Source organism: Photobacterium damselae subsp. damselae (genome assembly GCF_038086725.1).
Taxonomy (GTDB): domain Bacteria; phylum Pseudomonadota; class Gammaproteobacteria; order Enterobacterales; family Vibrionaceae; genus Photobacterium; species Photobacterium damselae.
Genome location: NZ_CP146970.1, coordinates 3,055,690 through 3,073,158, shown reverse-complemented (window position 1 = coordinate 3,073,158; position 17,469 = coordinate 3,055,690). Strand labels below are relative to the sequence as shown.

Sequence of the window (17,469 nt, the reverse complement as noted above, 5' to 3'; positions counted from 1 at the left end):
ACCAAACCCGATAAGATAAATCACCGCTGAGCAAAATTGCAGCGTTCATTGTAGAGATTATACAAAAGATTAAACATGCTCCGAATAGCATTAATTACATGCTTAATGTGATCTTGTTCCCATTCTGCGCGTTAAGTTAGATCCTGTGGCTCAACATCAATTGACCAGCGTACTTTTTTCGCTAGTGGCAATAAATTGATAGCAGGCTTTGCGATATTTAGCATATTTTGCAGCACCTTACGGCTTGGTGCTTGTACTATGAGCTGCCAGCGATAACGACCAGCACGGCGTGCCAGAGGGGCAGGATTTGGGCCCATCACAAAACTGTCGCTATCAAACAGAGGGCTCGATTCAAAAATTGAGCGCACTTGCTGCAAAAATTGTTGAACTTGATCACTGTGGTTCGATTCCGCCCTAAATAAAACTAAATAGCTGTATGGCGGCAGCATCGCCTGTTTGCGCTCAATAAGAGCATGTTCGGCAAATGAATCATAACCTTGGCGCAATAGCGATTGCAGTAGAGCATGTTCAGGGTGATGGGTTTGTAATAACACTTCACCTGGTTTACTGGCACGTCCAGCTCGACCAGCCACTTGTACATAAAGTTGGGCTAAACGCTCAGAAGCACGAAAATCATTACTAAACAGAGCTCCGTCAACATCAATAAGACCAACTAAGGTGACGTTGGGAAAGTGATGACCTTTAGCCAGCATCTGGGTTCCAATCAGAATTTGATATTCATTGCGACGGATAGCTTCTAAATAATTTTCTAGACTGCCTTTACGACGGGTGCTATCGCGATCAATTCGTACCGTTTTATATTCAGGGAAAAGCTCAGCCAATTGTGCTTCAAGTTGTTCAGTACCCACACCGACCGCATGCAGTTGGGTTGAACCACAATTTTGACACTGATGCATAATCGGGCGCTGTGTTGCGCAGTGATGGCAGCGGAGCTCACCTGACTGTTGATGTAAGGTGTAGTATGCGTCACAGCGTGGACATTCAGCTAACCAGCCACACTCATGACACATTAAAGCTGGGGAGAATCCGCGGCGGTTAAGAAACAAGATAACCTGATTTCCCGCTGTTAAGTGTTTGCGCATTTCAGCGATTAAGGGGGCCGATAACCCAGCCTCTAGATACAGGCCTTTGACATCAATAACACCTTGTCGAGCTTTAGTGGCATTACCTGCTCGTTTGGTTAAAGTGAGATGGTGATACTTACCGCTTTTGGCGTTGTTGATGGTTTCTAATGCGGGTGTTGCTGAGCCAAGCACAATGGGAATATTTTCTTGGCTTGCTCGCATTACGGCTAAATCTCGGGCGTGATAGCGCAAACTATCTTGTTGTTTGTAAGAAGCATCGTGTTCTTCATCAACAATAATAATCCCTAAATTTGCAAAAGGGGTAAATAGGGCAGAGCGAGTACCGATAATGATACCTGCTTGATTATCCCGCCCAGCAAGCCAAGCCGTTAATCGTTCAGTATCGTTGAGTCCTGAGTGGATGGTCTCTAAAGGCACATTAAAGCGGCGGCGGAAGCGGTTTATAGTTTGGGGTGTTAAGCCAATTTCTGGAACTAAAATAAGCGCTTGTTTTCCAGCAGCAAGAACCGGTTCTAATAGATTGAGATAAACCTCAGTTTTTCCTGAACCTGTGATTCCTTCTAGAAGATAACAACCAAAGTTTGGGTTGGCATTTACCGTCGCAACAGCAAGAGCTTGTTCGGTATTGAGTTGGGGCTTTTGCTCTGTAATTGCAAACTGCTGTGGCCAATCTTGTGTTTTTGGTTTTTGCTCAAATGTGGTGATCCACTGTTTTTCGTTGAGTGTTTTTAGCGCAGCAGGGCTCACTTCTGCATCAAGAAGTTGTTCATGACTCATATTGCCCGCATGTAATAAATTAAGAATTTGCGCTTGTTTGGGCGCTTTTTTGGCAACTGAGGTGAGCTCTTGATTTTTACCTTCTTCAGTAATGGACCAATATTTAATACTGCTTAACTCAGCCTCTCGCCCTTTACGCAGTAACGTAGGCATAGCATTGGCAAGCGTATCACCTAAAGGGTACTGGTAAAATCCACTGGCCCAATTGAGTAATTGGTAGAGAGAGTCAGACCATAATGGTTGGCTGTCAATTACCTCATTAATCGCTTTTAATTGCTCAAGTGGAAAGTCAGAACTATTGCTAATTTTGGTTACAATGCCAACCAGTTGTTGGCGACCAAATGGGACCTTTACACGACCGCCAACAACCGGACATTGCTGTGGATGGATCTTATAGTCAAAGCGTTTATCTAGTGGGACAGGTAACGCAACCTGAGCAATATTTCCAGTCATTAAGTCGCCATGAATTTGAGAAAAACAGCTCATCATAGCAGGAAGCAAGATAGGGGATAAGAGGATGAACGAGGACGATGAAAAAAGTGGTGAAAAAACTAGCGTATTAGTTGATCTGTGACGTGTGATTGATTACTATACGCCGCCTAATTTGTCACATCAGTGGCAACTATTTTTAACGACGTGTGGTGCCCGGCTTTGGATCGGGAGAGCGACACGGCCTTACTACTGAGGTTATCCCATGAAACAAGGTATTCACCCAGAATACACTGCAGTGAACGCTCGTTGTTCTTGCGGCAACACTTTCGCATTCAACTCTACTCTAGGTAAAGATATCAACCTAGACGTATGTGACAAGTGTCACCCATTCTACACTGGTAAGCAGCGTCAAGTTAGCACTGGTGGTCGTATCGACAAATTCAACAAGCGTTTTGGTGCGCTATCTAGCAAGTAATTGCTCGATTGAATTTCGAAAAAAAGGATGCTTAGGCATCCTTTTTTTTATGTTTTTTTGAGGTTCTACTCAGAATCTGGCCATGTATAGCCAAATAGTAGATCGGGAGATGCGGAGGTTGTGAAGGTCAGTAGAGCCAAAAAGATCATTAAAATGTATTTTCCACCGATTAAGCACATTCCTATTGTGGTGATAAGCGAATCGAGCATAAGCCACCTCTATATTATGGGTAAATTAGCAAACTAATCTGTTTTGGCCATAGTGTAGTTTCTCTAATAAAAATATATATCGATCTTAATCACTCTTTATTACTTCATTACCTTAGATTGATAATTTTATCTTTTAATCGATAGCTATATCTTATTTTTACTTATTATTACAAAAAATAACTTTTATAAATCCACAATTATCTATATTTATTAACCTTTATAAGTGCTATTTATTATCGCTGTTAAATTAAAAATTAATTTCGTAAAAAACGAATAATTAATTCAACTTAACCTACCTCTTATTAATTTAATTTTACATTAAGTTGCATCTCGATATTCATTTAAGATAATTAGTTTGATATTAATCATAGAAGTACGCTATTCCCGCTATATTACTGTGATGTCCCGCAAAGATGCTGTTTTTTGCGTTAACTTTAATAGCAACAAACAACTTTTATTTTTGCTGTTATATTTAACATTATTGCGAGGTGTTGAGTGAGGAAAGTTATTATCTACTCGTTGTTATTAATTGTTGGTTTATTTGGTTCTCAACTTCTGCCAAATATTTTTACTCATTATAATCAATTGCAATCATTAATTATGATATCAACGATGACCGCATTGTCTTATATTATGATTAATGTAGGGCGTGAATTTGAAATTGATAAAAATAATTTAAAACAATATCGTTGGGATTATATTGTTGCGATGACAACCGCCACATTCCCTTGGATTGCAGTAGTTGTTTATTTTATTTTTGTCTTATTTCCAGCAGAACTCTGGACTAATGCGGATGCATGGAAAGAGACACTCGTTATTGGACGCTTTGCCGCTCCTACATCAGCGGGTGTTTTATTTGCCATGTTAGCAGCGGCTGGGCTTGGTGCGACTTGGATGTTCAGTAAAGCTCGTATCTTAGCGATTTTTGATGATCTCGATACCGTCCTGCTTATGATTCCATTGTCTATTTTAATTGTAGGTTGGCAGCCAGCACTTGGGGTTACGTTATTTTTGATGTTTGCTTTGCTGATATTAGGTTATCGCTATTTACATCAATGGAGTATTCCATCATCTGCTCGTAGCATTTTATTTTATTCTGTCATTATCGCTGTCGTTTGTGAGCTGTTTTACTTACGCTCTGGGATACATTTCGAGGTACTTCTTCCTGCTTTTGTGTTGGGATGCTTGATGAAATCACAGCATGAATCCAAGCAAGATGAAAAAGTCTCTACTTGGGTTGCCGCAATATTTATGGTGCTGGTGGGTCTAAGCTTACCACCTCTGTTTAATGCTGTTAGCGAAACCGTTGCTACAACATCATTGTCAATGGCGATGCCTGCGATGGGGATGAAAGAAATTATCTATCATGTTTTAGTGATATCGGTGTTGGCTAATCTAGGCAAAATGTTCCCACTGTTTTGTTACCGCAAAGAGGCAACTTTGCGTGAGCGTCTAGCGTTATCCATTAGTATGTGGCCAAGAGGTGAAGTTGGCGCAGGTGTATTGATGATCAGTTTGGGTTACGGGTTTGGTGGGCCGATGATCACGATCAGTATGTTATCTCTGGCATTGAATTTAGTGATGACGGGCTTATTTATTATGGTTGTTCGTTATCTGATTGTAACTCCAACTAGCCAAAGTGAGGAGGAGCGTTATGAAGAGTCGAGAGCTTAAACTGTTAGCTGCGGTGATCAGTATCTTTTTATTGAGTCTATTGGTCGGTCGAGTCGCTTAGTGATAATAACAATATGCCGCGATTGTAAGTCAAAAACAGCGCCATTAAGTGGGCGCTGTTTTTTATTGAGCTAAGCGGTGAGCAGTGATGAGTTATTCATCTGGATTTTCGTAGCTGATCCCCATTTCATCCATCATAGCTTTGGCTTCTGATGGAATATCGTCTGGACGATCTTTACGAATGTCATCGTCAGTTGGCAGTGGTTGCCCAGTGTATGCATGAAGGAATGCTTCGCATAGCAATTCGCTGTTTGTTGCATGACGCAAATTATTTACCTGACGACGAGTACGTTCATCAGTAAGAATTTTGAGCACCTTTAATGGAATAGACACAGTGATCTTTTTTACTTGTTCGTTTTTCTTACCGTGTTCTGCGTATGGGCTAATATATTCGCCATTCCACTCTGCCATGTCTTACCTTCTTTTACTTAATCGACAATCTCAGTTAGCTATTGATGTGCGCTGTTATAATGAGGGCGCGATATTACGTCAACATTACCTATTTGTCTTGTCTAAAGAGTAATAACTGTGGTCTGTCGTCGATAACAAGAGCCAAATAGACCTAAATTTTAGCTGGACTTACTGCTATATGTAAAGGTGTTTAGCCGTCTGGAAGTATTGACGTCCTAAATGTTAGTGGTTAAGGTGGGAACAGGATGAATAAAAACTCAACAATAAAGGGCTAGGGATGGCAAGTATGAGTAATAAACGAAGTGCAACCATTGCAGTGCGTAGCGGTATTGATTGTGATAGCCAATACAATGCGGTCGTGCCGCCGATCTATCTTACCTCAACTTACAGCTTTAATGCATTAGGAGAAGTGCCTCAATACGACTATTCTCGCTCTGGTAATCCTACCCGTAATACTTTAGCTGAGGCATTAGCTCAGTTAGAGCAGGGAGCTGGCGCGGTAGTGACTAACTGTGGTACTGCAGCGATTAATTTGTTGGTGTCAGCACTACTTGGCCCAAATGATCTGGTTGTTGCCCCTCATGATTGCTACGGAGGTACATATCGCCTCCTAAATACGCGGGCACAAAAAGGGGATTTTAAGGTTCGCTTTATTAATCAAGGCGATCCTCAAGCGTTAACTGAAGCATTAAGTCTTAAGCCTAAACTGATTTGGGTCGAAACCCCCTCGAATCCGCTGCTTCGCGTGGTTGATATTACTAATATTTGCCAACAGGCTGAGGCGGTTGGGGCACAAGTTGCGGTTGATAATACATTTCTCTCTCCAATATTACAGTTACCACTGACACTCGGTGCTGATTTTGTCGTGCATTCAACAACCAAGTACATTAATGGTCACTCTGATGTTGTTGGTGGGGTCTTAATTAGTAAAGATTCACAGCAAGCAGAAGATATTGCATGGTGGGCAAACTGTATTGGTGCAACAGGGGCGGCCTTTGATGCTTATTTAACGTTGCGAGGTCTACGTACGCTTGCCCCTCGAATTCGTCTTCATGAAGAAAATGCCCAAGCCGTGATGGGTTTTTTACAACAGCATCCGCTAATCGGTACCCTTTACCATCCAAGTTTGCCCGAGCACCCTGGCCACGAAATCGCTAATAAGCAGCAATTGGGTTTTGGTTCTATGCTTAGCTTTGAATTTGCTGGAAGCTTTGAGCAGCTACAGTGTTTTGTTAAAGCCTTAACGTTATTTTCATTAGCAGAGTCTTTGGGCGGAACAGAAAGCTTGATTGCTCATCCTGCGAGTATGACTCATCGAGCAATGTCGGATGAAGCACAGCAAGAAGCTGGAATCACTTCTCAGTTATTGCGTTTATCGGTTGGATTAGAAGATAGTCGGGATCTGATTGCAGATTTAGAACAGGCGCTATCGGCAGCCCAGCGTATTTAAGTTTGTGGTTATTTGGGAATAAAGCAAAGCCGCCCATATTGAGCGGCTTTAGCAATCAGTCATTGTGGTAGCAAGATTAGTTAATTGCTACTGCACTTGAAGAACTGTCCATATCTTTAAGTTCAGCCAGTACTTCTTCAGCCCAGTAAATCCAAGCTTGACGATTATGGATACCACGACGTAGTGTTAAACGCTCAAGACGAGTTTGGCGATCAAGACTACGGTGATTTGGGAAATGTACTTTTTCCAACTCATGGTAATGGTTAATTAGAGCGCGAGATTCTTCAATCAGTGCTTCTAATTGTTGCTGCATTGGTTCTGAGTTATGAACTCCACAAACCAGCAGTTTTGCTGAGAATTCATCACGAGTTGTTGGGTTTTGTGCTGGCTCTTGGAACCAAGCAAACAATGCCTGACGACCCAAATCGGTAATGGAATATACTTTACGGTCTGGCTTACCCTCTTGAGGCTCAAGGCGACAAGTTACCAGATCATTAGTAGCCATTTTATTCAGTTCGCGATACACCTGCTGGTGGCTCGCTTTCCAGAAATAGCCGATGCTGTGTGAGAATTCTTTGGTAATATCGTACCCTGTCGCTTCGCGGTTGCTCAGCACAGTTAAAATAACGTGTGGTAGTGACATCTCTTCTATCCGTTAAAATTATAATTAGTAAAAACTCAATATAAGGCAGCGACTTTTTGTTACGTTTCTTGTTGACGTTTTATAATCGCTTTGTTGCAGTGCCAAACTGAGACTTCATAGGATATCATCGTTTTCAATCCTAGATATACCGATTACTTTGCATATCTTTGAGACTTTATACTACAAAAATCGATTTTTTGTAGTGTTGCATCCTATTTGAGTGCTATTAATTTGTATGCTGTATGTTTCTAGCCTAGCGTAGAAGTAGAAAAAATGGATGTGTCATTTTTGAGTCATTGGACAAATATCATAAAAAAAGGCCACAAACAGTGACCTTTTTCGATTTAATTTTATTGTTTGCTGATTAATTAACCAGTGTTACGCATCCCGGTAGCAATACCTGCTATGGTCACCATTAATGCCTCTTCCATTATTGGACTGCTCTCTTGTTGCTGGCGGTTACGGTACAGTAATTCAGCCTGCAGCATGTTCAATGGTTCAACATAGATGTTACGCAAACGAATCGCTTCAGCGCCCCATGGATCTTGCTCCATCAGGTGATCGTTATTTTCTACAGTAAGAACCGTTTTAATATCTTGCTGTAATTGATCGCGAAGCTTTTGTCCTAATGGCCATAACGCTTCATCGGTGAGTCGTTGATCGTAGTACTGTGCGATACCAACATTGGTTTTGGTAAATACCATTTCTAGCATACCCAAACGTGTTGAGAAGAATGGCCACTCGCGGCACATCTCTTCAAGCAATTCAGTGTGGCCTTGATCGATAGAGTTTTGAATCGCTTCACCAGCACCAAGCCAAGCAGGAAGCAGTAAACGGTTCTGACTCCAAGCAAAGATCCATGGAATCGCACGTAAACTTTCAACGCCACCCGTTGGATTACGTTTGGCAGGTCGAGAACCAAGAGGTAATTTACCCAGTTCCAGTTCAGGCGTTGCTGCGCGGAAGTAAGGGACAAACTCAGGATTGCCGCGGACCACATCACGATATGCTTTACAAGATACCTCAGAAAGTGAATCCATTAATTCACACCATTCCTGTTTCGGCGCTGGAGGTGGCAGTAAGTTAGCTTGCAGTGTTGCACTGGCGTATAAGCTTAAGCTGTTTACTGCTACTTCTGGTAATCCTAACTTAAAGCGGATCATTTCCCCTTGCTCAGTGACGCGCAATCCACCTTTTAGGCTCCGTGGTGGTTGAGATAATAGAGCCGCATGAGCAGGAGCGCCACCTCGACCAATTGTGCCGCCACGGCCATGGAATAGAGTCAGTTCAACGCCAGCCTTTTCACATACATCAACCAATTTTTCCATAGCGCGATATTGAGCCCAACCCGCAGACATAACACCCGCATCTTTAGCTGAGTCTGAATAACCAATCATGACCATTTGATGGTTTTGAATAAAGCCACGGTACCAGTCGATATTAAGAAGCTGCTCAATAACATCCGCGCCATTATTTAAGTCATCTAAGGTCTCAAATAATGGGCAGACATCCATTCTAAATGGACAGCCAGCTTCTTGTAGCAGTAGGTGTACGGCCAGTACATCTGATGCAGTACGTGCCATCGAAATAACATAAGCACCTAGCGCATCTTTAGGTTGCTTGGCGATCGTTTTACAAGTATCGATCACTTCCTGTACTTCAGGCGATGGCTGCCAATGACGAGGCAGAAGAGGGCGCTTTGATGAGAGTTCACGAACAAGGAATGCAACCTTATCTTGTTCACTCCACTGATCGTAATCACCCAAACCAAGATAGCGAGTCAACTCTGAAATTACATCTGAATGGCGAGTACTTTCTTGGCGAATATCAAGACGAACCAGATGAATACCAAAACACTTAATACGGCGTAGGGTATCCAGCAGTAAACCATCAGCAATAATACCCATACCGCACTCATGCAGAGACTGGTAGCAGGCATACAGAGGATCCCAAAGTTGTGATTCATCCGAAATAATCGGTAGCAGGGCAACACTCTGTCCTTTGATCTGAGCGTCTAGGATATCGCGAGTGTGAGTCAACTGTGAACGAAGGTTCTTTAAGATCGCTCGGTATGGTTCGTGTTCATCCCCAGCAAGTGCGCGAACTTGCTCGTTACACTTAACCATAGAGAGTTCGCTAACGAGCTCTTGGATATCTTTAAGGTAGAGGTCAGCTGCTTTCCAGCGAGAAAGAAGCAGTACTTCACGGGTAACTTGTGACGTCACAAATGGGTTACCGTCGCGGTCACCACCCATCCATGATGAAAATGTCACAGGAGCTGCATCAATGGGTAAGCCTTCACCGATGTGTGCTTCCAACTTATCATCAAATTGGCGCAAGAAGTCTGGTACGGCTTGCCAGAGTGAATTTTCTACTACCGCAAAGCCCCATTTTGCTTCATCAAGAGGGGTTGGGCGCTGCTGACGAATGACATCGGAATGCCATGCTTGAGCAATAAGTTGTTCAAGACGAGTTTCGACGCGTTGACGCTCGGCAGAAGAAAGTTCACTGAGTTCTAATTTTGATAGACACTTATTGATTTGCACCAGTTTATGGATCATGGTGCGGCGAGCAATCTCTGTAGGGTGAGCGGTTAAAACCAAATCAATTTTAAGATTGCGAATGGCATTAATGGTATCAAACTGGCTGATGTCACCTTGCTCTAACTGGGTAAAGAGTCCATCAATTGAGTCTGGGCTGCAAACACTGGTTTCACAGTGGCGAGAAACCGTATGGTATTGTTCAGCAATATTCGTGAGGTTTAAAAATTGGCTAAAAGCACGAGCGACAGGAAGTAATTCATCATCAGGTAGATTCTGAAGCTCATTGATCAATTTAGCACGATCATCGCTATTGCCTGCGCGAGCAGATTTTGACAATTTTCGAATGGTTTCTACTTTATTAAGTAACTCTTCACCGTGGGCATCTTTGATGGTGTTACCCAACAGGTGTCCCAACATACTGACGTTACTTTTTAACGCACTGTATTTTTCGTTCATATCGTTATCCATCTCGTAATTTTGTTACATCCTTGCACTAAGGCTTGGTAACAATCTAGCTGTGATCGCACTTCAAGGTCAATATACATTACATTTACGAGTAATAAACCGAAACTACATTGATTTTGGTCATAATTCTGTCCTGAATCTGTAATTTTGTTTCTAAATTAAACGGTTAAGCACATTTGGTATGTGCTTGATATTAGAAGATAACTCTTTCTGTTGATTGTTACATTGGGCTTGCTAAGAATAAATGATAATAAAATGTAACAAAAAGATTATATGAAAAATGGCTGACTAAGTGTTGACAGCTCAATAAATAGACGGTAAACATATTAATGCAAGAGGGCTGAATAAAAACGCAAAACTCTACTTGTGAATTTAATATTGCTTATGACCAGGATGGTCTACTCCCTTCGATGATTAGGATGCTTTTGTTATGAACCAGGCGAATCTTCACAATTTTATCTCGTTACGACGACGTTAATTCTTCGCTTGGGGCGTCTGCGCCTACCTCTTTAGCTGTCTCTCTGGCAGCAATATCTCGACCTATACGGTTACTTTTTAGATAAATGGATTTACCTATGCTTAAAACCATTGTAATTGGTGCAAGTGGTTATACTGGCGCTGAGTTAGCGACGCTTGTTCAACGTCATCCACACCTTGCTCTAACGGGCTTGTATGTTTCAAGTCAAAGTCTTGATGCTCATCAGTCAATAGCGCAGCTACATCGTCAGTTAAGTGGTGTAGTAGAAATGCCGTTGTTACCTCTCGATGATCCCCAAGCGGTAGCTAGCTCGGCAGATGTCGTTTTATTAGCAACAGCGCATGAGGTTAGCCATCAATTAGCGCCTATTTTTTTAGCAACTGGTTGCCAAGTGTTTGATTTGTCAGGAGCATATCGGGTAAATCAAGCCAGCTTTTATCAAGATTTTTATGGATTTACTCATCAATTCCCTAATTTACTTGATGAAGCCGTGTATGGATTGGCTGAGTGGAACTATCAGGCTATTGCTAAAGGTCAACTTATTGCGGTGCCTGGCTGTTATCCGACTGCAAGCCAATTAGCGCTAAAGCCAATCTGTAACGCACATCTACTTGATCCCCAAGTTCCACCCGTTATTAACGCCATTAGTGGTGTATCAGGAGCGGGGCGTAAGGCGAGTCTCAATAATAGCTTTTGTGAAGTGAGCCTTCAGGCTTATGGGGTGTTTAATCATCGTCATCAGCCAGAAATTAGCACTCATCTTGATTGCCCTGTGATTTTTACGCCGCATTTGGGCTCATTTAAGCGTGGCATTTTAGCCACCATAACCGCCAAGCTAAAACCGGGAGTGACTCTTGCTGATATCACTCAGGCGATGGAGCAAGCTTACCTGACTAATGATAAAGCTCATGCGGTTCGTTTGTGCTATCAAAATACGGCCAATTTACAGGCTGTTGTTAATACCGGTTTCTGTGACTTGAGTTGGCATGTTAATGACCAGTATCTCATCTTAACTTCAGCTATTGATAACCTGCTTAAAGGGGCTTCATCACAGGCTATTCAATGCATAAATATTCGTAACAATTTTCCACCCATGACCGCGATTGTATAGGAGCAAACAATGGCAGATTTATGTCCTTTAGTGATCAAATTAGGCGGTGCTGTGCTCTCTTGTCAGGAGACATTGAGCAAGTTATTTCTCGCAATTAGCCAATATCAAGCAGCAGCGCATCGTCCAATTGTCTTGGTGCATGGTGGTGGATATTTGGTTGATGAGCTTTTAAAAAAACTGGCTCTACCAACGGTAAAAAAACAGGGATTGCGAGTTACGCCTAACGACCAAATCGAGTTAATTACGGGGGCACTAGCGGGCACGGCCAATAAGTTACTGCAAGCTCAAGCGATAAAAGCTCAAGTACCAAGTGTTGGTCTCAGTTTGGCTGATGGTGGCTTATGTCAGGTTAGTCAGCTCGATCCCGAATTGGGAGCGGTCGGACAGGCGCAAGCAGGTGATGGAGCGTTAGTTCTAAGCCTACTACAAAACGGCTACCTTCCTATTGTGAGTTCAATTGGTTTAACCGCAGAGGGTGAGCTGATGAATGTTAATGCGGATCAGGCGGCGGTAGCAGTGGCAAAAGCCATTGATGGAGAGTTGGTGTTACTGTCCGATGTGAGTGGGGTACTTGATGGTAAGGGGCGGTTAATTGCGTCATTAACCCAAAATGATGCTGAGGCGCTAATTGCTCAGGCGGTAATTACCGATGGCATGGTCGTTAAAGTACGCGCTGCTTTTTTAGCGGCGCAAGAGTTGGGGCGTTCCATTGAGGTAGCCAGTTGGCGCTACCCTGACAAGCTTGCACTGTTATTTTCAGGCCAAAGTATTGGAACCAAATTTTCAGTTTAAGGCGAATTGCCAAATTTAAGACATTGTAATTAATTCGCCTGTGATGTGAGACCGTCAAGGTGACAAGGAGAGTAATGATGAGTCAAATTAATAAAGTAGTATTAGCCTATTCTGGCGGTCTGGATACCTCAGCCATCATTCCATGGTTAAAAGAGAACTATGATTGTGAGGTCGTTGCATTCGTCGCTGATGTGGGCCAGGGTGAAGCAGAGCTCGATGGTATTGAAGCCAAAGCCATCGCATCAGGAGCTTCTAGTTGTTATATCGCTGATCTCAAAGAAGAGTTTGTAAAAGATTATATTTACCCGAGCCTAAAAACGGGCGCGACATATGAAGGTAAATACCTGCTCGGAACCTCAATGGCCCGTCCTATTATTGCGAAAGCACAAGTTGAGTGCGCCCTCGCTATAGGGGCCGACGCTTTGTGTCATGGCTGTACTGGTAAAGGTAACGATCAGGTTCGCTTTGAAAGTACTTATGCCGCTTTGGCTCCGCAACTATCGGTTATTGCCCCTTGGCGTGAATGGGATTTACGTAGTCGTGAGGCCTTGCTCGACTATTTGGCAGAGCGTGGGATCCCATGTAGTGCATCGCTTGAAAAAATTTATTCTCGAGATGCCAATGCATGGCACATTTCAACCGAAGGTGGTGTATTAGAAGAGACATGGAATCAGCCGAATGAGCATTGTTGGGTTTGGACGAACGATCCTGAACAAGCTCCTGAACAAGCCGAATTTGTCGCACTTACCGTTGAGCACGGCGAAGTTGTCGCGGTAGATGGTGAGCCAATGACGCCATATAACGCCCTGGTATACCTTAATGAGAAAGGGGCTCTGCATGGTGTGGGTCGAATCGATATTGTTGAAAACCGTCTGGTTGGGATGAAATCTCGTGGTTGCTATGAAACTCCAGGGGGCACCATTATGATGGAAGCTCTGCGTGGGGTAGAACAACTGGTTCTCGATAAAGAGTCTTTTGAATTTCGTCAAACTGTGGGTCTCAAAGCGTCTCACTTAATTTATGACGGTCGCTGGTTTACTCCTTTGTGCCAATCGCTGTTTGCTGCGGCAAATGAATTGGCAAAAGATGTATCGGGTGAAGTCGTGATTAAACTCTACAAAGGCCAAGCAACAGTGGTGCAGAAGCGCTCAAATAACAGTTTGTATTCCGAACAATTTGCAACTTTTGGGGAAGACGAAGTCTATGATCATAGCCATGCTGGTGGCTTTATTCGCCTGTATTCTCTAGCCAGTCGTATTCGTGCGATGAACAATCAAAATAAAGCGTAATCGATAAATTATGATCGAACTCGAGCTCTTAGTCACCAATTGTGTAAAGAGCTCTATAACGACTAGAGTAAGCTGATAGGTCACAGCAAGGAGAAGCAATTATGGCACTATGGGGTGGACGTTTCAGTCAAGCGGCCGATATCAGATTTAAGCAGTTCAATGATTCTTTACGCTTTGATTACCGTTTAGCAGAACAAGATATCATAGGGTCTATTGCGTGGTCTAAAGCCTTACGTCAGGTTGGGGTATTAGGAGAGCAAGAGCAGCTAGATTTGGAACTGGCATTAAATGAGATCAAATTAGCGGTGATGGAAAATCCGGCACAGATATTACAATCGGACGCCGAAGATATTCACAGTTGGGTTGAGCAACAATTGATTGCTAAGGTCGGTGATCTGGGTAAGAAATTGCACACCGGGCGCTCTCGTAATGATCAGGTTGCAACTGACCTCAAGCTTTGGTGTCGCCAGCAAGGTCAGCAGCTGTTGTTAATGCTAGATAAATTACAAAACCAGCTAGTGACTGTCGCACGAGCTCACCAAGCTACTGTTTTACCTGGTTATACCCATCTACAACGAGCACAACCGGTGACTTTTGCCCACTGGTGCTTAGCTTATGTTGAAATGTTCGAACGTGATTATTCGCGCTTGCATGACGCTTTAGCACGACTTGATACCTGTCCACTGGGTTCTGGTGCATTGGCTGGGACTGCATATCCAATTGATCGCGAACAACTAGCACATAACTTAGGTTTTTCCCGGGCGACACGTAACAGTCTTGATTCCGTTTCCGATCGTGACCATGTGATGGAATTGCTATCAACCGCTTCTATTTCGATGCTGCATTTATCACGGATGGCAGAAGACCTGATCTTTTATAACTCGGGTGAGTCAAATTTTATTGAGCTATCCGATACGGTAACCTCAGGTTCGTCTTTAATGCCACAGAAGAAAAACCCCGATGCTTTAGAGCTGATTCGCGGTAAATGTGGCCGAGTATATGGGGCTATGGCTGGGATGATGATGACGGTTAAAGCTTTGCCATTAGCGTATAACAAAGATATGCAAGAAGATAAAGAAGGGCTATTTGATGCTCTAGATAGCTGGCATGAATGCATGGAAATGGCTGCGCTGTGTTTTGAAGGGATCAAAATCAATCAAGAACGGACCTTAGAAGCAGCAATGCAAGGTTACTCTAATGCAACAGAGTTAGCCGATTACTTAGTGGCTAAAGGGATCCCATTTAGGGAGGCTCACCATATTGTCGGTGTTGCCGTGGTGATGGCAATTGATAAAGGCTGTGCATTAGAAGCGCTTTCCCTTGAAGAGTTGCAGAGTTTATCTCCTGTTATCAGTGAGGATGTGTATCCTATTTTGACCATAGATTCTTGTTTGGAAAAACGCTGTGCTCTTGGCGGGGTGGCGCCAAATCAAGTGGATTATGCGATTGGTCAAGCGGAGAAACGTTTAGAGCAGCGCTATTCGCCAAGTGTTAAAGTGCGAGGGGCGCGGTTAACTGATCTTGATGCCATTGAAGGTATGGTAGTTTACTGGGCTGGACTGGGTGAGAATTTACCGCGTAATCGAAATGAGTTAGTTCGAGATATTGGCTCGTTTGCTGTCGCTGAACATCACGGTGTTGTGACTGGATGTGCCTCGCTGTATGTGTATGACTCTGGGTTGGCTGAGATCCGATCTTTAGGGGTAGAAGCCGGTTGGCAGCAGCAAGGTCAAGGTAAAGCCATTGTTGATTACCTAATTGAAAAAGCGAAACAAATGGCAATCAGTAAAGTGTTTGTACTGACCCGAGTACCAGAATTCTTTATGAAGCAAGCCTTTATCCCAACCTCAAAATCATTATTGCCAGAAAAGGTGATGAAAGATTGCGATCGTTGTCCACGACAGCACGCCTGTGATGAAGTGGCGTTAGAAATGCGCCTTGATCAATCACAGCAAATCCCCACTATTAATGTGGCTTAAGCCACAATATGAAATAGCCTAAATATAAAAAAGCCCTCATTGACAAGAGGGCTTTGCGTAGGAAATGTGAGGTAATTGTGATTATTTTATCACTTAGCAACCAGGACCACAGTCTAGGCAGTGCTTAATCATCTCAGGGCCTAAGTTGAGTTTTGCATTGAGATCGCGCAGAGCAGTACGTAAACCTTCTTCAATTACCGGATGATAAAATGGCATATCCAGCATTTGAGATATTGTCATCTGATTTTGGTGCGCCCATGCTAATAAGTGAGCCAAGTGCTCAGCATCTGGGCCAATCATTTCAGCGCCAAGGAAACGCCCCGTACCTTGTTCACCATAAACATGCAACATGCCTTTGTTACGTAGCATGACACGTGAACGGCCTTGATTTTCAAATGAAACATCGCCTGTTGCGAAACAACCACAAGTTCCTAAACGTGTCGTGATCTCTTTGTATGTTTCACCTACCATCGCAATCTGAGGATCGGAGAATACTGCAGATAACTTAGAACGACGAAGACCTGCTCGAATATCTGGGAAACGACCTGCATTATCACCTGCAATACGAGCTTGATCGGCTGCTTCATGCAATAGTGGAATTTGGTTACTTGCATCACCTGCGATGAAAATCGTATCAACAGAGGTTTGCATGGTGTAGTAATCAGCTTTTGGCACACCACGATCATCCAGTTCTAAGCTGGTATTTTCAATCGCAAGTTTATCAACATTTGGACGACGACCCGTTGCTGCAAGAACATAATCAACGGTGATCTCTTTTAGCTGACCATCTTTACCCAGATATTTGATCTCAACAGCATCGCCATTGCGAACCATGCTTTCTACTTTAACATCAGGGTCTAGATAGAATTCTTCATTAAAGGTTTTGTTCGCATAGGCCATCACCTCAGGATCGGTTAATGGGCCGACTTGACCACCAAGACCGAACATCACCACTTCAACACCAAGGCGCTTAAGTGATTGGCCAAGCTCTAAGCCGATAACACCAGGGCCAAAGACTGCTACTGAATTTGGTAGGTCATCCCACTCAAAGACATCATCGTTAATCACAAGGCGATCACCCAGTTCATTCCATACTGCAGGGTAGGCTGGACGAGAACCCGTCGCGATAACGATGCGTTTAGCGATAATTTTTGTATGGTCATCCACCATTAAGGTGTTGTTATCGATGAATTTTGCGTAACCAGAAATCTTATCTTCGGCAGGGATTTCGTCTACACCTTCAAGCACAAAGCCAACAAAACGGTCACGTTCGCGTTTAACACGATCCATCACTTCACGACCATTAATGACAATTTCACCTTGAGGGTGCACACCAAAGCCAGGTGCTTTTTCAATTTGGTGTACGCTTTCTGCCGCAGCAATAAGTAGTTTTGATGGCATACAACCAACACGAGCACATGTTGTACCGTACGGACCACCTTCAATCATTACGACACTATCAGTGTAAGCTTTAGCCGCACGGTAAGAGCCTAGACCTGCAGTACCGCCACCAATTACAGCAACATCAACGTTTAGGGTTTTCATGACTTTCTCTCTCGTTGGAATAAAAAAGGA

The 17,469-nt window shown here is 43.3% G+C and carries 12 protein-coding genes; 7 read left to right on the top strand and 5 right to left on the bottom strand.

Features of this window, described 5'->3' with window-relative positions:
- Positions 1–131: 131 nt before the first annotated feature.
- Positions 132–2,336 carry a primosomal protein N' gene (priA, locus tag WAX86_RS14105; RefSeq protein WP_341488931.1) on the bottom strand — a complete coding sequence of 735 codons (2,205 nt, stop codon included), beginning with the start codon at positions 2,334–2,336 and terminating at the stop codon, positions 132–134.
- A gap of 241 nt (positions 2,337–2,577) precedes the next feature.
- On the opposite strand from priA, the gene rpmE reads away from it, so the two are divergent.
- Positions 2,578–2,790 carry a 50S ribosomal protein L31 gene (gene rpmE / locus WAX86_RS14100; protein WP_005302627.1) on the top strand — a complete coding sequence of 71 codons (213 nt, stop codon included), beginning with the start codon at positions 2,578–2,580 and terminating at the stop codon, positions 2,788–2,790.
- Between the two features lie 704 nt (positions 2,791–3,494).
- Positions 3,495–4,673 carry a sodium:proton antiporter gene (locus WAX86_RS14095; protein ID WP_341488930.1) on the top strand — a complete coding sequence of 393 codons (1,179 nt, stop codon included), beginning with the start codon at positions 3,495–3,497 and terminating at the stop codon, positions 4,671–4,673.
- Positions 4,674–4,826: 153 nt separating this feature from the next.
- Here WAX86_RS14095 and metJ read toward each other — a convergent pair whose 3' ends face one another.
- Positions 4,827–5,144, bottom strand: coding sequence for a met regulon transcriptional regulator MetJ (gene metJ / locus WAX86_RS14090; protein ID WP_005302629.1), 318 nt, complete (start codon positions 5,142–5,144; stop codon positions 4,827–4,829).
- Between the two features lie 286 nt (positions 5,145–5,430).
- On the opposite strand from metJ, the gene WAX86_RS14085 reads away from it, so the two are divergent.
- The gene (locus WAX86_RS14085; RefSeq protein ID WP_065172429.1) at positions 5,431–6,594 is read left to right on the top strand and encodes an O-succinylhomoserine (thiol)-lyase; all 1,164 of its coding nucleotides are present in this window, start codon (positions 5,431–5,433) and stop codon (positions 6,592–6,594) included.
- A gap of 76 nt (positions 6,595–6,670) precedes the next feature.
- On the opposite strand, the gene WAX86_RS14080 is transcribed toward WAX86_RS14085, so the two are convergent.
- Both WAX86_RS14080 and ppc read right to left on the bottom strand, forming a co-directional pair.
- Complete coding sequence (locus tag WAX86_RS14080) at positions 6,671–7,237, bottom strand: PadR family transcriptional regulator (protein ID WP_036764698.1); 567 nt, start codon at positions 7,235–7,237, stop codon at positions 6,671–6,673.
- A 368-nt stretch (positions 7,238–7,605) separates the two neighbouring features.
- Positions 7,606–10,236: a phosphoenolpyruvate carboxylase gene (ppc, locus tag WAX86_RS14075; RefSeq protein ID WP_065172494.1), complete on the bottom strand. Its 2,631-nt coding sequence runs from the start codon at positions 10,234–10,236 to the stop codon at positions 7,606–7,608.
- A 584-nt stretch (positions 10,237–10,820) separates the two neighbouring features.
- Here ppc and argC point away from each other — a divergent pair.
- From argC to argH, 4 genes are all read left to right on the top strand, one after another.
- The gene (gene argC / locus WAX86_RS14070; RefSeq protein WP_341488929.1) at positions 10,821–11,834 is read left to right on the top strand and encodes an N-acetyl-gamma-glutamyl-phosphate reductase; all 1,014 of its coding nucleotides are present in this window, start codon (positions 10,821–10,823) and stop codon (positions 11,832–11,834) included.
- 9 nt (positions 11,835–11,843) lie between these two features.
- Positions 11,844–12,626: an acetylglutamate kinase gene (gene argB, locus WAX86_RS14065; RefSeq protein WP_237042099.1), complete on the top strand. Its 783-nt coding sequence runs from the start codon at positions 11,844–11,846 to the stop codon at positions 12,624–12,626.
- A gap of 77 nt (positions 12,627–12,703) precedes the next feature.
- Positions 12,704–13,915: an argininosuccinate synthase gene (locus tag WAX86_RS14060; protein WP_036764699.1), complete on the top strand. Its 1,212-nt coding sequence runs from the start codon at positions 12,704–12,706 to the stop codon at positions 13,913–13,915.
- A gap of 101 nt (positions 13,916–14,016) precedes the next feature.
- A complete protein-coding gene (argH, locus tag WAX86_RS14055; protein ID WP_106223331.1) occupies positions 14,017–15,894 on the top strand; it encodes an argininosuccinate lyase in 1,878 nt (625 codons plus the stop codon).
- Between the two features lie 93 nt (positions 15,895–15,987).
- Here argH and WAX86_RS14050 read toward each other — a convergent pair whose 3' ends face one another.
- Positions 15,988–17,439 (bottom strand): dihydrolipoyl dehydrogenase, encoded by a 1,452-nt coding sequence (locus WAX86_RS14050; RefSeq protein WP_068945320.1) that lies wholly within the window; start codon positions 17,437–17,439, stop codon positions 15,988–15,990.
- Positions 17,440–17,469 lie beyond the last annotated feature (30 nt).

Coding starts and splice junctions, on each gene's coding strand:
- argH (WP_106223331.1), top strand. CDS start 14,017: ATGGCACTATGGGGTGGACGTTTCAGTCAAGCGGCCGATATCAGATTT.
- argC (WP_341488929.1), top strand. CDS start 10,821: ATGCTTAAAACCATTGTAATTGGTGCAAGTGGTTATACTGGCGCTGAG.
- WAX86_RS14080 (WP_036764698.1), bottom strand. CDS start 7,237: ATGTCACTACCACACGTTATTTTAACTGTGCTGAGCAACCGCGAAGCG.
- WAX86_RS14085 (WP_065172429.1), top strand. CDS start 5,431: ATGAGTAATAAACGAAGTGCAACCATTGCAGTGCGTAGCGGTATTGAT.
- rpmE (WP_005302627.1), top strand. CDS start 2,578: ATGAAACAAGGTATTCACCCAGAATACACTGCAGTGAACGCTCGTTGT.
- ppc (WP_065172494.1), bottom strand. CDS start 10,236: ATGAACGAAAAATACAGTGCGTTAAAAAGTAACGTCAGTATGTTGGGA.
- WAX86_RS14060 (WP_036764699.1), top strand. CDS start 12,704: ATGAGTCAAATTAATAAAGTAGTATTAGCCTATTCTGGCGGTCTGGAT.
- priA (WP_341488931.1), bottom strand. CDS start 2,336: ATGACTGGAAATATTGCTCAGGTTGCGTTACCTGTCCCACTAGATAAA.
- metJ (WP_005302629.1), bottom strand. CDS start 5,144: ATGGCAGAGTGGAATGGCGAATATATTAGCCCATACGCAGAACACGGT.
- argB (WP_237042099.1), top strand. CDS start 11,844: ATGGCAGATTTATGTCCTTTAGTGATCAAATTAGGCGGTGCTGTGCTC.
- WAX86_RS14050 (WP_068945320.1), bottom strand. CDS start 17,439: ATGAAAACCCTAAACGTTGATGTTGCTGTAATTGGTGGCGGTACTGCA.